The following is a 14,626-nucleotide window of genomic DNA, read 5'->3' on the forward strand; positions in this document are numbered from 1 at the left end:
GTTCCCCCCGCTGGGGGTTTTGCCCCCCCCCCCGGTTGGGGGGGGGCCCCCGCCCGGGGGCCCGGGCGGTTCCCGCCCGGCCCCCGCTGCGAAGAGCAGCGCAGCGTCAGCTCACTTGAGCTCGACGGACGCGCCGGCGCCCTCGAGCTGCTCCTTGGCCTTCTCGGCGGCAGCCTTGTCGACGTTCTCCAGAACGGGCTTGGGGGCGCCGTCCACGAGGTCCTTGGCTTCCTTCAGGCCGAGGGAGGTCAGCGCGCGGACCTCCTTGATGACCTGGATCTTCTTGTCACCGGCAGCGGTGAGGATGACGTCGAACTCCGACTTCTCCTCGGCGGCCTCGGGGGCGGCGCCACCGGCACCACCGGCAGCGGCCACGGCGACCGGAGCGGCAGCGGTGACGTTGAAGGTGTCCTCGAACTCCTTGACGAACTCGCTGAGCTCGATCAGGGTCATCTCCTTGAACTGGTCAAGGAGCTCTTCGGTGCTGAGCTTTGCCATGGTTGGCAACCTTTCGTTGTTTCTACGACCGGAGTCGCATGCCGTGAGTGGCTTTGTCTTGTGAAAGATTCGAACTGAAGCGCCGTGAGGCGATCAGCTCTCGTCGCCACCCTCGGCGACGTCTGAAGCAGCCTCGGCCGGAGCCTCGGCAGCGGTCTCTTCGGCGGCAGCGGCCGGGGCGTCGGCGGCAACCGGGCCCTCGGTCTCGACCTTGGCCCGCAGCGCGTCGACGACCCGGGCGGTCTGCGACAGCGGCGCGGCGAAGAGGTAGACCGCCTGGCTGAGCGACGCGTTCATGGCGCCGGCCAGCTTGGCGAGCAGGACCTCGCGAGACTCGAGGCTCGCAAGCTTGGTGATCTCTTCCGATGACAGGGCCTTGCCGTCCATGACGCCGCCCTTGATCACCAGCAGAGGGTTCGCCTTGGCGAAGTCACGCAGCCCCTTGGCGGCCTCCACCGGGTCACCGGTGATGAAGGCGATCGCCGACGGACCCTGCAGGTCGTCGTCGAATGCCGTCACACCGGCCGCCTCGGCGGCGCGCTTGGTGAGCGTGTTCTTCACCACGGTGTAGGTCGCGTGCTCACGGATGGAGTTGCGCAGCTCGGTGAGCTGAGCCACGGACAGGCCGCGGTACTCCGTCAGCACGGCCGCACCCGAGTCACGGAACTTGTCCGTGAGCTCGGCGATGGCTGCCGACTTGTCGGACTTGGCCATGCGGACCTCCTTGATCGGTGAATGTTCGTCCCGACGATCATCCATTGGTGAATGTTCGTCGCGGGTCTTCCGAGGGGCCACCGCGGAGGATCCGGCACACGAAAAAGAGCCCCGGCACAGATGTCCGGGGCTCACATGCGATCGGGCGCCATACGCGAGGTATGGCGCGATCGTGCTGCCTGCGTTCACCTGCGCTGGTCGCCCGCTCGAGTGCGGAACCTTCGGTCACGTGCCGGGGCACGTGGACAACCGGCGGTCTTCGGTGGCTCAAGAATACGGTTCGCGGCGACCGCGGAGCAAATCGGCGACAGGCTCAGTCGGCGACAGGCTCAGTCGGCGACAGGCTCAGTCGGCGACAGGCTCAGTCGCCGACCGGCCAGCACACGAGGGTCGTGTGATCGAGCAGGTCCGCGGCAGCGCCGCGCGGCAGGTAGCGCTCACGGACGGGACCATCGGCGGCCACGGCCCGCTCGGTCACCGATCGCCCGAGCACGCCATACGCGTGATCGAGATCGACGAACGGCCCGTCGTACGAGGTGACCGCGAGCGCGCCTCCGGCGATCTGTTCGGCGCCCCGGGTGCCGGGCGCAACAGGCAGGTAGGCCACCAGATCCGCGACGCCCTCGGTGAAGTACTCCGTCGGGAAGACGACGCCGTCCGGGCCGGTGCGCTGCCCGTGGTTGAGCCGCAACCTGCGATGCAGGGCGGTGAACGTGTCGACCCACCATGCCATCGCGGCATCCGCGGTGACCCGCTCGCGCACGACCAGCGCCGATACCTCCGGCTCGGTCACCGTCGTCACCTCCAGGGCGGGCTGGTCGTCCTGCAGGATGCGCCGCAGCGAGTCGACGGTGTCCTGGGTCCGGCGCAACTGCTCGGTCATCCGGTCCAGGTGCTCGGCGATGATCGCGTCGCGTACGGCCGGATCCGGTGCGGCGACCACCCGGCGAACGGCCTCGACCGGCAGGTCGAGCTCCCGCAGCCGACGGATCAGCTGTGCGTCACCCACCTGCTGGGGGCGGTAGTAGCGATAGCCGGAATGCGGGTCGATCTGCGCCGGAGCCAACAGCCCGACATCGTGGTAGTGCCGCAGCGCCTTGACGCTGAGGAAGGTCATCTTCGAGAAGTCACCGATGCTGAGCAGCTCTGTCATGTGCACAAGGCAAGACCCTCCCGCAACAGGAGGGTCAATGCCACCGGAATGACACCCGCTTCCGCCGCAGCGCTGGACTCTCCCCTTGCAGGAGGCCGGACAACGGAGACATGACCACAACGAACCCGGTGCCGCGCTCCAGTCGCCGCACATCGAAAACCCCTCCTGCACAGAACAATTCGAAGGCACCTGCCGATTGGCGGCCGCTCGCGGCCCTGCTGGCGGGAGTCTTCGTGGTCGTCCTCGACTTCTTCATCGTCAACGTCGCACTGCCGGCGATGCAGCAGGATCTGCACACCGACGACACGGGGGTCGAGTGGGTGATCGCCGGTTTCGGGCTCACCTACGGCGGACTGCTGCTGGCCGGCGCACGAGCCGGTGACCGATGGGGCCGACGGCGCATCTTCGGCTGGGGGGTGACGCTCTTCACCGCCGCCTCGGCTGCCTGCGGACTGGCACCGTCGATCCTCGCGCTCACCGGCGCCCGCATCGTGCAGGGTGCCGGCGGTGCGCTCATCACGCCGATGGTGCTCGCGCTGATCGGCGAGATCTACCAGGGCCCCGCGAGGGTGCGTGCTATCGGCGCCTACTCGACCGTGATGGGGCTCGCCGCCGCGAGCGGTCAGCTCATCGGTGGCGCGCTCATCCAGCTGGACGTCCTCGGTCTCGGCTGGCGCTCGATCTTCCTGGTCAACGTGCCGATCGGAGGCGCCATACTCGCGCTCGTACGGCAGCTGCCGGCGACCCGGCCGGACCACCCGCCCCGGCTCGACGCCCTCGAGACAGTCCTGGCCACCGGCGCCCTCACCGCCGTGCTGTTGCCGCTGCTCGAAGGCCGGCGGCTCGGGTGGCCGGCGTGGACCTGGGTCTGCCTGGCCGGCTCGGTGGTGCTGGCAGCTGTGCTGGTGATGCGTTGCCGGACGCTGCTGCGACGGGGCGAGGAGCCGATGCTCGGCGCGGTGCTGCGCGGCTCGGCGACGCTGCGCGCCGGGCTGGCCTTGCAGACCCTGCTCTTCCTCGGTATGGCGTCCTACTTCCTGGTGCTGGCGATCTACCTGCAGGGCGGCCGCGGACTCAGCGCCCTGGAGTCGGGTGCGATGTTCACCTTCCTCGCAGTGGCGTACCTGGTCGGCACGGCGCGCGCCGAGCAACTGTCCGGACGACTGGGCGCCCGTGCGGGCGTCGCCGGTGCCGGACTGTGCCTGGCCGGCCATGCGCTCACCGCCGTCGTGGTCGCCGACGCCCCCGGCGCCGGTGGGTGGTGGCTCGCCCCCGGACTGGTGCTCACCGGTGTCGGCATGGGCATCTGCCTGACCAGCCAGATCGCCACCGTGATGTCCTCGGTCGCTCCGGCAGAGGCAGCATCGCTGTCCGGCACGCTGTCGGCCGTGCAACAGATCGGCAACACCGTCGGTGTCGCGTTGATCGGGATCGTGTTCTTCGGGGCCGCCGGGCAGGGTCCGCGGATCGCCTTCGAACACGGGCTGTGCTACCTGATGGCTGTTACCGGCTTGCTGGTGGTCGTCGGCGCAGCGGTGCGTACCCCACGGAGGTCATTGTCATAACGCGCACCTAGTATGTCGATAACTTCCTGGCACCCCTGGTCCTTCCCGAAAGGTCGACATGTCCCGTCGTCGCGCTTCACTCATCGCCGTCACCGCACTCGCCGGAAGCCTGGCGCTGGCGTCCTGCAACGCCAATTCCCACGGCTCCTCCTCCACCGGTGCCTCGACCGGCGGGCACGGCGCGACGGCCGCACCGGCCAAGGGCGGCACGCTCTACGAATACTCCTCCAGCAAGGAGATCCACTTCGACCCCGCCAAAAGCCAGAACCTCGGCACCAGCTCGATCCACCTGATCGTGCGCGGCCTGACGACGTGGAAGACGTCCCCCAACGGCGACACCCAGCTCGTGCCGGACCTGGCGACCACCACCGGCACGCCGTCCGACGGCGGCAGGACGTGGACCTACCGGCTCAAGTCGGGCCAGAAGTACGCCGACGGCAGTGTCATCACCGCACAGGACATCAAGTTCGGCATCGAGCGCAGCTTCGACCCGCAGCTGCAGGGCGGCTTGAGCTATCACAAGGCGCTGCTGGTCGGCGGCGAGAAATACCAGGGTCCGGCCAAGGGCAAGCAGCTGGACTCCATCCAGACGCCGGACAAGAACACGATCGTCTTCCACCTGGTCCGGCCGTTCGCCGACTGGGGCTGGGTCGCCTCGATGCCGGCCTTCGCCCCGATCCCCGCCAAGGCCGGGATGGGCATTCCGGCATACGACCACACCCCGCCGTCGTCCGGCCCCTACCAGGTGGCGTCATACACCGTCGGTTCCAAGGTGACGCTCAAGCGAAACCCGCACTGGCAGAAGAGCTCCGACCCGGTGCGCCTGGGTGCGCCGGACCAGGTCGTCTACGAGATGGGCCTGGACCCCGACACGCTCGCGCAGCGCATGGTCGACGATCAGGGCGACGACAAGAACGGCGCCGGTGTCGCGGTGACCGCCGCGATCGTGCCGAAGATCAACTCCGATCCGGCGGTGAAGGCGCGCACGACCGTCTCCCCCTCCGGTGCCGTGGAGTTCCTCGCGATCAACACCAGCCGGCCGGGCCTGAAGAACCTCAACGTCCGCAAGGCACTTCAGTACGCGATCGACAAGAAGTCGTTGCAGACGATCGCAGGCGGCCCGACGTATGCCGGGTCGCTGGCGACCACGCTGATCCCGCCGGGAGTCCAGGGCTACCAGAAGTTCGACCTCTACCCCGCCCCGGCCACCGGTGACATCGCCAAGGCCAAGCAGTTGCTCGGCAACACCAAGGTGCCGACCCTCACCCTGGTCTACGACTCGACCACGCCGCAGGAGGCCAAGCAGGCCGCGTCGATCAAGGCGGACCTGAAGAAGATCGGCATCAACGTCAAGCTGGCCGGCAAGGACAGCGACACCTGGCTGGCGACCGTCTCGCAGGGCAACAACTTCGACCTGACGATCTCCGGCTGGCAGGCCGACTACCCGGGTGCCTACGCGCAACTGCAGCCGGTGTTCGCGTCCAACCAGATCGGCGGCGGCAACTTCAACCTGTCGAAATTCAACGACCCGGCCGTGGATGCCGCGATCAACAAGGCGACCGGCATCACCGACCCAGCCGGGGCCGACGCCGCCTGGACGGCGATCGACAAGCAGATCATGCAGCAGGCGCCGGCCGTGCCGCTCTACTACTCGCACCAGGCCTACCTCAACGGCAGCAACGTCACGGACACCTACATCCCGACCTTCCCGACGTACCCGAACGTGCTGGTCCAGGGCCTGCGCAAGTGACGACCGCGGTTGCGCGCAGCCGCTCCCCGATCAGCGCCGCCGTCCACCGGACCATGCGGTCCGGTGGCGGCCGGATCGGGGCGCTCGCCCTGCTGGCGGTCATCGTGGCCGGCTTCTGCGCTCCGTTGCTGACCGCCCTGGAGGGGCAGAACCCGAGTGATTTCCACGGCGAGCTCGTCGACGGCAACAACGGCGGCAACCCGATCGGCACCTTCGGCGGGGTGAGCGGCGCCCACTGGTTCGGGGTCGAGCCGGGCACCGGTCGCGACCTGTTCGCGCTGGTGGTCTACGGGTTGCGCACCACGATCCTGATCGCCCTGGCGGCCACCATCGTGTCGGTCATCATCGGTGCCGCCGTCGGTATGGCGATGGGCTATCTCGGCGGTTGGTTCGAAGCGGCGCTGGGCCGGTTCGTGGACTTCATGTTCGGCTTCCCCACGCTGCTGTTCCTGATCGCCCTGCAACTGATCGTGCCGGCCGACATCCCCAAACCCGTGGTCCTGGCCGTCGTGCTGGCCGCATTCGGTTGGGTGAGCACCGCGCGATTGATCCACACCCAGACCAAACAACTGGCGGCCCGTGAATTCATCGACGCGGCAAAGGCTTCCGGCACGCCGCTGCACCGGGTGTTCGGCGGAGAACTCCTGCCCAACCTGGTCGGCACGCTCGCTGTCGTGGTCGCGCTGAGCTTCCCGGCGACCGTGGCGGTGTCCGCCGGACTGAGCTTCCTCGGGGTCGGCATCGGCGCCGACACCCCGGACCTGGGTGTCCTCATCGGCTCGTCCATCACCTGGACCTACACCGGCGCCGACGCCGGCTACCTCATCTTCCCGTCGGCCGTCCTGCTGCTCATCGTGCTGGGCGCGACCCTGCTCGGCGATGCCCTGCGGGATGCCTTCGACGTGCGTGCCGAGGAGAACGCCCGATGACCTCCTACCTCGCCCGGCGCTTGCTGGTCTCGCTGCTGGTCCTGCTCGCGATCTCCTTCTGCGTCTTCATGCTGTTCTACAGCGGCCCGTCCGACCCCGCCCGAGTCATGTGTGGAAAGCCTTGCCAGCCGGAGCGACTCGCGCAGGTGAAGCACTTCATGGGCACCGACCACAGCGCCTTCGTGCAGTGGCTGGACTTCCTCAAGGGGCTGTTCGTCGGCCGCACCTACGGCACGGGGGCCGAGGCTGCGCACTGTTCCGCACCGTGCTTCGGCTTCTCCTTCGACCAGCGGCAGTCGGTCACCGGCCTGATCTGGTCCCGCCTGCCGGTCACCGCGTCGATCGCCCTCGGCGGTGCCGCCGTCTCCCTCCTCGTGGGTATGACGCTCGGGCCGCTCGCCGCGATCTTCCGCGGCCGTTGGCCGGATGCGATGGTGCGCGGCGGTTCGTTGTTCCTGGTCGCGACCCCGGCATACCTGTTGGGGCTGTTGGGGATCCTGCTGTTCGGTTTCCAGCTGAACATGGTGCCGGTGTCCGGTTACGTGCCACTGACCCAGAGCCCGGTGGACTGGGCCTGGCACCTGATCCTGCCCTGGTGCGTCATCGGGCTGATCAACGCAGCGGGTTACGCACGGTTCGCCCGCAACCAGATGCTCGACGAACTCGGCTCCGATCATCTGCTCGCCCAGCGCGCCACCGGTGCGAACCGGCGCACCGTGCGCCGCACCGCGCGCCGCGGCGTGTGGGTGCCGATCACCACGCTGTTCGGCCTCGATCTGGCCATGCTGCTGAGCGGGTCGATCTTCACCGAGCGGGTGTTCAGCATGCACGGCATCGGTGACCTGCTGATCGGTGGCGTCTCCTCCCATGATCTCGGGATCGTGGTCGGCACAGCACTTTTCGGCGCCGCGCTGATCATCGTCGGCAACCTGATCGTCGACGTCGTCCAAGGCTCCATCGACCCGAGGGTGCGCCGTGGTTAGTCCCGCTCTGAGCCTGCGTGACCTGCGGGTCACCTTCCGCGGCTCGTCCGGCCCCGTCGCCGCGGTCAACGGTGTGACGCTGGACGCCTACCCGGGTCAGGTGCTGGCCGTCGTGGGCGAGTCCGGCTCGGGCAAGTCCGCGACGGCACTGGCGTCCATCGGCCTGCTGCCCGAGTCGGCCACCGTGGACGGCAGCGTCCTGATCGAGGGCGCGGACCTCAATGCCATGTCGGAGAAGCGACGAGTCGCGTTGCGCGGCAGCACGATCGCAATGGTCTTCCAGGACGCCTTGGCGTCGCTGAACCCTTTCAGGACCATCGGCCGACAGATCAGCGACGCCTACCGGTTGCACCATCACGTGGATCGCGCGACCGCGCGCAAGCGTGCCGTGGAAGTGCTCGGACGGGTCGGCATCCGGGAGCCGCAGCGCCGCGTCGACGACTACCCGCACGAGTTCAGTGGCGGCATGCGGCAACGCGCGATGATCGCCATGGCGATCGTCAACGAACCCGCGATCCTGATCGCCGACGAGCCCACCACTGCTCTGGATGTCACCGTCCAGCGGCAGGTGCTCGATTTGCTCACCGGGCTCACCGACGATCTCGGTATGGCGCTGGTGCTCATCACCCACGACCTCGGCGTCGTCGCCGAGACCGCCGACCGGATCGCCGTCATGTATGCCGGCCGGATCGTCGAATCGGGCAGCGTCCTGGACATCTTCGACCGTCCGGCGCACCCCTACACGCGGGCCCTGCTGCAGGCGACCCCGAACCTGGAGGCTCCCGGCAGACTGGCCGCCATACCCGGCGTGCCGGCGTCGGGCACCAACCTGCCGGGCGGCTGTCCGTTCCACCCGCGGTGCGCGTTCGCCGCCGCGGTGGGCGACGCCTGCCGCACGCAGCGCCCGCCGCTGGACCCGCGGCCGGGCAGCGACCAGCACCGTGCCGCCTGCCACTACACCGCCGAGCGGGAGCTGCCCCATGACTGAGCCCTTGTTGAGCCTGCGCAACGTCAGCAAGACGTTCCGCAGCCGCTCGGCCTTCCGGCCGGGGGCGGAAACGCATGCGGTGCAGGACGTTTCGCTCGATGTCGCGCCCGGTGAGACGGTCGCACTCGTCGGCGAGTCCGGCTCGGGCAAGTCGACGCTGTCCCGCCTGGCGCTGCGGCTGACGGACCCCACGTCCGGCCGGATCCTTTTCGACGGCAACGATGTGGCGCAGCTGCGCGGCCGTGGACTGCGCACCCTCCGGCGGGAACTGAGCGTCGTCTTCCAGGACCCCTACACCTCGCTCAACCCCCGCCAGACGGTCGCACGCATCGTCTCCGGGCCGCTGCGCAACCACGGTCTCCCCCGCGATCGACAGGCATTGGAAGATCTCGTCACGTCGGTCGGTCTGGAGCCGGAGCACCTGGACCGTTACCCACACCAGTTCTCCGGCGGCCAGCGTCAGCGCATCGGCATCGCGCGTGCCTTGGCGACGCAACCGCGGATGATCATCGCCGACGAGCCGGTGTCGGCGCTGGATGTGTCCATCCGGGCGCAGATCCTCAACCTGCTCGGAGATCTCCGCGACGAACGCGGCCTCGCCCTGCTGGTGGTCTCCCACGATCTGGCGGTCGTGCGCGGCATCGCCGACCGGGTGGCTGTGATGCAGCAGGGCCGGCTGGTCGAGTCCGGCCCGGTCGCGCAGATCTACGACGATCCGCAGGACCCCTACACGCGCTCCTTGCTGGCGGCCGTGCCGGTGCCGGACCCGCACCGTCGGCGCCGCCCCTTGCCGACATCCACCGAATGACGGGATGCGACGGCTGCGCGCCATACGCAAACGGCCGCCGTCCCCGGGGGACGACGGCCGCGTGCGTGTGGCGGGAGAGCGACGATCAGGCGTCGGCGTCCTCTCCCATCAGGTTGCGCGTGACGGAGGCATCGAGCGGGATGCCCGGGCCCATCGTGGTCGACATCGTCGCCTTGGAGATGTAGCGGCCCTTCGAAGCGGCCGGCTTCAGACGCAGGATCTCCTCCAGCGCCGCACCGTAGTTCTCGATCAGGGCCTTCTCGTCGAAGGAGACCTTGCCGATGATGAAGTGCAGGTTGGAGTGCTTGTCGACGCGGAACTCGATCTTGCCGCCCTTGATGTCGGAGACGGCCTTGGCGACGTCCATCGTGACGGTGCCGGTCTTCGGGTTCGGCATCAGGCCGCGCGGACCCAGGACCTTACCGAGACGACCCACCTTGCCCATCAGGTCGGGCGTGGCGACGACCGCGTCGAAGTCGGTCCAGCCGCCGGCGACCTTGTCGAGCAGCTCGTCCGAACCGACGAAGTCCGCACCCGCGGCCTCCGCGGCGGCAGCCTTGTCACCGTTGGCGAAGACCAGCACGCGGGCGGTCTTACCGGTGCCGTTGGGCAGGTTGACGGTGCCGCGGACCATCTGGTCGGCCTTGCGCGGGTCGACGCCGAGACGGAACGCGACCTCGACGGTCGAGTCGTACTTGGTCTTGGCACCGGCCTTGGCCAGACGCACGGCCTCCAGCGGCGCGTAGACCTTGCTCTTGTCGATCTGCTCCGCCGCTGCGCGGTAGTTCTTGCTGTGCTTCATGTGGTTTCCCTTCAGGGTTGTGGTTGTGCGGGCCGAAGCGGGCCCATCCACGGTGTGTTGGTGGTGTTACTCGGTCTCGATGCCCATCGAGCGTGCAGTGCCGGCGATGATGCGCGAAGCCTGCTCCACGTCGTGGGCGTTGAGGTCGGCCATCTTCTCGGTGGCGATCTCACGGACCTGGTCCTTGGTCAGCTTGCCGACCTTGTTCTTGTGCGGCTCACCGGAACCCTTGGCGACACCGGCGGCCTTCTTGATCAGCTCGGCGGCCGGCGGGGTCTTGGTGATGAAGGTGAAGGAGCGGTCCTCGTAGACCGTGATCTCCACCGGGATGACGTTGCCGCGCTTGTCCGCCGTGGCGTCGTTGTACGCCTTGACGAACTCCATGATGTTGACGCCGTGCTGACCGAGCGCGGGACCGACAGGCGGGGCAGGGGTCGCCTGGCCGGCCTGGATCTGCAGCTTGATGAAGCCGGCGACCTTCTTCTTGGGAGGCATGCTCTATTCCTTCTCGTGGGCCTACGCCGTGGGCGATGACCCGGTTGCATTGTCCTGAGCCGGCAGTCCCGGTCAGGGTTCTTTCCTCATCGCTCCACCGCTTCCCGTTCGGGGCCCCCGCGAAGTATTCGGAGGAGCGAAGCGGGGGAGAAACTTCGTCGGGTTTAGATTTTGGCGACCTGGTTGAACGACAGCTCGACCGGGGTCTCCCGGCCGAAGATGGACACCAACACCTTGAGCTTCTGGGTGTCGGTGTTGATCTCGGAGATCGACGCGGGCAGAGTCTCGAACGGGCCCTCCATGACGGTGACGGACTCGCCGACCTCGAAATCGACGTCCGCGCTCGCCGCGGTCTTGCCGGGCTTGGCCGCACCACCGGCCGCAGGAGCACCCGACTCGGTCGCGCCGGCCGGCTCCTCGAAGACCGGGTTGAGCATCGTCACGACCTCGTCGATCGACAGCGGCGACGGCTGGTGGGCATTGCCCACGAAACCGGTCACACCCGGGGTGTGGCGCACCGCGCCCCAGCTCTCGTCGGTGAGGTCCATGCGCACCAGCACGTATCCGGGCATCCGCACGCGGGTGCCGGTCTTGCGCTGGGAGTTCTTGATCTCGGTGAACTCCTCCATGGGAACCTCGACCTGGAAGATGTAGTCCTCCATGTTGAGGCTGGTCATGCGGGTCTCGAGGTTGGCCTTGACGCGCTTCTCGTAGCCGGCGTAGGAGTGCACGACATACCACTCGCCGAACTGCATCTTGAGGTCGGCGATGAAGGCGGCACGTTGCTCGTCAGCGGTCAGCGCGGGAGCCTCGTCGGTGCTGTCCCCGTCGGCGCTGTCCCCGTCGGCGCTGTCCCCGGTGTCGTCGCCGGCGACGTCCTCGCCGAGGTCGGCGGCCTCGCCGGCGACCTCGGCCTCGGCCTCCTCGTCGCCCTCGGCGCCGTCGACCTCTGCCTCGTCACGCTCGGCGTCGGCCTCGGCGGCCGTGTCGTCGTCTGCCTCGGCGATCTCGGCCTCGGCCTGCGGGTCGTCACCGGCCTCGGCTGCGTCCGGGTCGAAGTCGTCGCCGTCGTCCTCGACGTCGGTCTCGGTGCGGTGGATGGCGTCGAGTTCGGCCGGGTCCTCCGGGTCGGCACCGTCACGGGCGATCTCCAGTGCCTGCTCGGTGTCGCTGTCACCGTCGGCGGCATCGATCTGGTCCTCGATGGCCTCGCGGATGTCGTCCGCCGGTGCGTCGACGTCCTCGTCGTGCGCGAGCACGAGAGCGTCGACGGCCTGGCCGTCCTCAGCCTTCAGGTCGGCGTCCCATGCCTCGTCCTCGGCGCGCGTCGCGTCCAGCGCCGCAGCCTCCTGCGGGTCCAGCTCGCCAGTCATTGCCCTGCTTTCCTTGATGTTCCGTGTCGTACCGGACGCCTGTATGGCGCTGTATGACGCCGCGGCGTCATACGCCTCAGGCGAAGACCCAGTCGACGAGGTGCACCAGCAGCTGGTCCAAACCGACGACGTAAGCCATCAGGATCACCAGGAAGACGACCAGCGCGACGGTGTAGCTGACCAGCTCGTCACGGGTCGGCCGCACCACCTTGCGCAACTCGTCGATGACCTGCCGGATGAACAGCACCAGCTTGCCGAGGGGGCCACCCCGCGGCTTCTCGTCGGCGGAGCCGCGCGTCGAGGCGGTGCTCGTGCTCACGGTGACTCCTGACTCGTTGCTTCTGGTGAATCTGTCGTGCAGGGCACGAGGGACTTGAACCCCCAACCCCCGGTTTTGGAGACCGGTGCTCTGCCAATTGAGCTAGTGCCCTCCGAGCGCTCACGCAACCGCGACAAGCCGTCTTTCGGGCATGCCACATCAGCCTGAGGTTGATCGGTGGGTCAAGCATACGGTGTCCGGCCCACTCCTCACAAAACGGTGCGTGGTCCATCGGAGTTCCGCGGTCGCGGACTGCCACCGCCGGGCACCGCCCGCCGGCCGGTCAGCGGCGGCCCACCCCGACCTCGCACAGGGTCGCACAGGATCCGACTTTGATTCTTGATGAAGTTTTTGGGCTTGAACGCTCATCTAACGTCAATTGCTCGTTAGCCTCGACAACGCCAGGCTGCGCGTCCCCGCCGCAGCTCGCCGAGAGAAGAGGTCATCCCATGCACCGGACCACGACCCTGCGCAGCGCCGGAGTGACAGCCATCGCGCTGGCCACCGTCGCCGCCGCACCGGGCGCGAGCGCCGCGCCGCAGGCGCCGTCGTACACGATCGATGTCGGCACGATCGGCGCCTACAACCATCCGACCGACACCCCCGCCGCGCCGTTCATCGACGCCGACGGCACCTTCCACTTCCAGCAGTCCGCCTCCCTCTACAGCGCCGACAGCGTGCACGAGTGGGAGTTCTACACCGGCAAGGACATGGACACCGCCCCCAAGGACGAGGCGCTGTCGACGGCCGCCGACCCGGCCAACCCGCCGGACCGCAACGACGACACCGTATGGCGCTGCCTGAACGGCCCCACCGGCCGCGAGGCGACGGCGACCCCGACACCCACCGGCTACTCCTTCGCGAACTACTGCGACCTGGTCGGCACCTGGGTCGACCCGGACACCGGCAACTGGATCGGCCTGATCCACAACGAATTCACCCCACGGCCGTTCGATGACGGACTGCACTACGACGCGATCGACTACGCCGTGTCCACCGACCACGGCAAGACGTGGCAGATCAAGGGCCACGCGATCACCTCGCCGTACAGCACGACACGCGGTGACACCCACGCGTTCCCGGAGCAGACCTACTACTACGGCGACGGCGATCCGCGCCTGTTCGTCGACATGAAGTCCGGTTACTTCTACGTCTATTACGGCTCGCGCATCGTGGACAAGGGCGGCAGCTGGGGTGGCTTCACCGAGCACGTCGCCCGCGCGCCGATCAGCGGCAAGATGGCGACCGGCACCTGGCAGAAGTACTACGACGGCGCCTGGCGCCAGCCCGGGGTCGGCGGCAAGGAGAGCGGCGTCGTCTCGACGGCCAGCTCGCCGACCGGGTATGTCGCGCCGGACAAGGAGTACGACCCCACCACCAAGGGCACCTGGCGGCAGCAGCAGGCGGCCGGCACCCTGCCGCCGAACTCCGACCTGTTCATCCTGAACATCGCCTACGACGCCTACCTCGGCAAGTACATCGGCACGCCGGAACGCCTGTCCGACAACACTCCGCAGCGCATCTACGCCACGGACGACCTCGCCCACCCGAAGTGGACGTTGGTGGGCGACACGGGTTCGGCATACGCCAACAGCAGCTGGTATCGCTGGTTGATCGACCCGATCAGCAAGACGCAGGGCACCACGGTCGGCAAGACGTTCCGCAGCTACTGCTCCATCGCGTGCGCCAACGGCTCGGACGGCGACTACGCCACCATCACGATCGACACCGACCGGCCCGCGACGTCAGCGGTCCGCGTCGGGCAGGATTACCGGCTGCTCGCCGCCGGTGGCGCGCTGGCTGCGGTCGGCTCCAAGACCGTTGTCGCCCAGGGGAACTCGGCCTCCACACACTGGCGATTCCGCTCCAACGGCGACGGTTCCTACACGGTCCGCAACGCGTCCTCCGGCCTGGCGCTCGGCGTCGATGACACCTCCACGACCGGGCGGGCCTGGGGCGCGACGACCGGACTCTCACCGGTCGGTGGCGACGGGCCGACCGCCGGCCAACAGTGGTTCATCCAAGCCACCCAGGGCAAGGGCGGCAACGCGTTCCGGCTGGTCAACCGCTACAGCGGGTTGGTGCTGGACCTGGGCGGCGGCAAGGGCGGCCCGGCCCGCACCGAGCCCTACCGGAACTGGACCGGCACGAAGTCGGCAGCCGGTTCCGCGCGCAAACCCGCCACGCAGGAGCTGCGCTTCGTGCCGCTCGGCTGAACCGAGCGGACACGGAACGTCACGAGCGGACCA

At 68.3% G+C, this 14,626-nt stretch carries 14 protein-coding genes and 1 tRNA gene; 7 read left to right on the top strand and 8 right to left on the bottom strand.

Annotated elements, in window-relative coordinates:
- Positions 1 to 111: 111 nt before the first annotated feature.
- The 3 genes from rplL to ACTHL4_RS01525 form a co-directional block, all read right to left on the bottom strand.
- Positions 112 to 498 carry a 50S ribosomal protein L7/L12 gene (rplL, locus tag ACTHL4_RS01515; RefSeq protein ID WP_440280963.1) on the bottom strand — a complete coding sequence of 129 codons (387 nt, stop codon included), beginning with the start codon at positions 496 to 498 and terminating at the stop codon, positions 112 to 114.
- Between the two features lie 93 nt (positions 499 to 591).
- Positions 592 to 1,212, bottom strand: a complete 621-nt coding sequence (gene rplJ / locus ACTHL4_RS01520; protein ID WP_440280964.1) for a 50S ribosomal protein L10 — start codon at positions 1,210 to 1,212, stop codon at positions 592 to 594.
- 361 nt (positions 1,213 to 1,573) lie between these two features.
- On the bottom strand, positions 1,574 to 2,365 hold the full coding sequence (locus tag ACTHL4_RS01525; protein WP_440280965.1) for a MerR family transcriptional regulator: 792 nt from the start codon (positions 2,363 to 2,365) through the stop codon (positions 1,574 to 1,576).
- 110 nt (positions 2,366 to 2,475) lie between these two features.
- Between ACTHL4_RS01525 and ACTHL4_RS01530 the strand changes: the two genes are divergently transcribed.
- The 6 genes from ACTHL4_RS01530 to ACTHL4_RS01555 are packed head-to-tail and all read left to right on the top strand — an operon-like array spanning position 2,476 to position 9,388.
- Entirely contained in the window at positions 2,476 to 3,930 is a 1,455-nt protein-coding gene (locus ACTHL4_RS01530) for an MFS transporter (RefSeq protein WP_440280966.1), read from the top strand.
- Between the two features lie 58 nt (positions 3,931 to 3,988).
- Positions 3,989 to 5,680, top strand: coding sequence for an ABC transporter substrate-binding protein (locus ACTHL4_RS01535; protein ID WP_440280967.1), 1,692 nt, complete (start codon positions 3,989 to 3,991; stop codon positions 5,678 to 5,680).
- Positions 5,677 to 6,609, top strand: a complete 933-nt coding sequence (locus tag ACTHL4_RS01540; protein ID WP_440280968.1) for an ABC transporter permease — start codon at positions 5,677 to 5,679, stop codon at positions 6,607 to 6,609. Before ACTHL4_RS01535 ends, ACTHL4_RS01540 begins: the two co-directional genes overlap by 4 nt.
- Complete coding sequence (locus tag ACTHL4_RS01545; RefSeq protein ID WP_440280969.1) at positions 6,606 to 7,592, top strand: ABC transporter permease; 987 nt, start codon at positions 6,606 to 6,608, stop codon at positions 7,590 to 7,592. The genes ACTHL4_RS01540 and ACTHL4_RS01545 overlap by 4 nt, the downstream gene beginning before the upstream one ends.
- Entirely contained in the window at positions 7,585 to 8,580 is a 996-nt protein-coding gene (locus tag ACTHL4_RS01550) for an ABC transporter ATP-binding protein (RefSeq protein WP_440280970.1), read from the top strand. The genes ACTHL4_RS01545 and ACTHL4_RS01550 overlap by 8 nt, the downstream gene beginning before the upstream one ends.
- Entirely contained in the window at positions 8,573 to 9,388 is an 816-nt protein-coding gene (locus ACTHL4_RS01555; protein ID WP_440280971.1) for an ATP-binding cassette domain-containing protein, read from the top strand. Before ACTHL4_RS01550 ends, ACTHL4_RS01555 begins: the two co-directional genes overlap by 8 nt.
- A gap of 85 nt (positions 9,389 to 9,473) precedes the next feature.
- Here the strand turns inward: ACTHL4_RS01555 and rplA are convergent, their stop codons facing one another.
- The 5 genes from rplA to ACTHL4_RS01580 form a co-directional block, all read right to left on the bottom strand.
- Complete coding sequence (gene rplA / locus ACTHL4_RS01560) at positions 9,474 to 10,190, bottom strand: 50S ribosomal protein L1 (protein ID WP_440280972.1); 717 nt, start codon at positions 10,188 to 10,190, stop codon at positions 9,474 to 9,476.
- A gap of 66 nt (positions 10,191 to 10,256) precedes the next feature.
- Positions 10,257 to 10,685 (bottom strand): 50S ribosomal protein L11, encoded by a 429-nt coding sequence (gene rplK, locus ACTHL4_RS01565; protein WP_440280973.1) that lies wholly within the window; start codon positions 10,683 to 10,685, stop codon positions 10,257 to 10,259.
- A 164-nt stretch (positions 10,686 to 10,849) separates the two neighbouring features.
- Positions 10,850 to 11,692, bottom strand: a complete 843-nt coding sequence (gene nusG, locus ACTHL4_RS01570; RefSeq protein ID WP_440280976.1) for a transcription termination/antitermination protein NusG — start codon at positions 11,690 to 11,692, stop codon at positions 10,850 to 10,852.
- Between the two features lie 442 nt (positions 11,693 to 12,134).
- Complete coding sequence (gene secE / locus ACTHL4_RS01575) at positions 12,135 to 12,377, bottom strand: preprotein translocase subunit SecE (protein WP_440280974.1); 243 nt, start codon at positions 12,375 to 12,377, stop codon at positions 12,135 to 12,137.
- Between the two features lie 39 nt (positions 12,378 to 12,416).
- A tRNA-Trp gene (locus ACTHL4_RS01580) sits at positions 12,417 to 12,489 on the bottom strand.
- 337 nt (positions 12,490 to 12,826) lie between these two features.
- On the opposite strand from ACTHL4_RS01580, the gene ACTHL4_RS01585 reads away from it, so the two are divergent.
- Positions 12,827 to 14,593 (top strand): RICIN domain-containing protein, encoded by a 1,767-nt coding sequence (locus ACTHL4_RS01585; protein WP_440280975.1) that lies wholly within the window; start codon positions 12,827 to 12,829, stop codon positions 14,591 to 14,593.
- The last annotated feature ends 33 nt before the right edge of the window (positions 14,594 to 14,626 follow it).

The organism is Flexivirga sp. (assembly GCF_051955415.1).
In the GTDB taxonomy this organism is placed as follows: domain Bacteria; phylum Actinomycetota; class Actinomycetes; order Actinomycetales; family Dermatophilaceae; genus Flexivirga.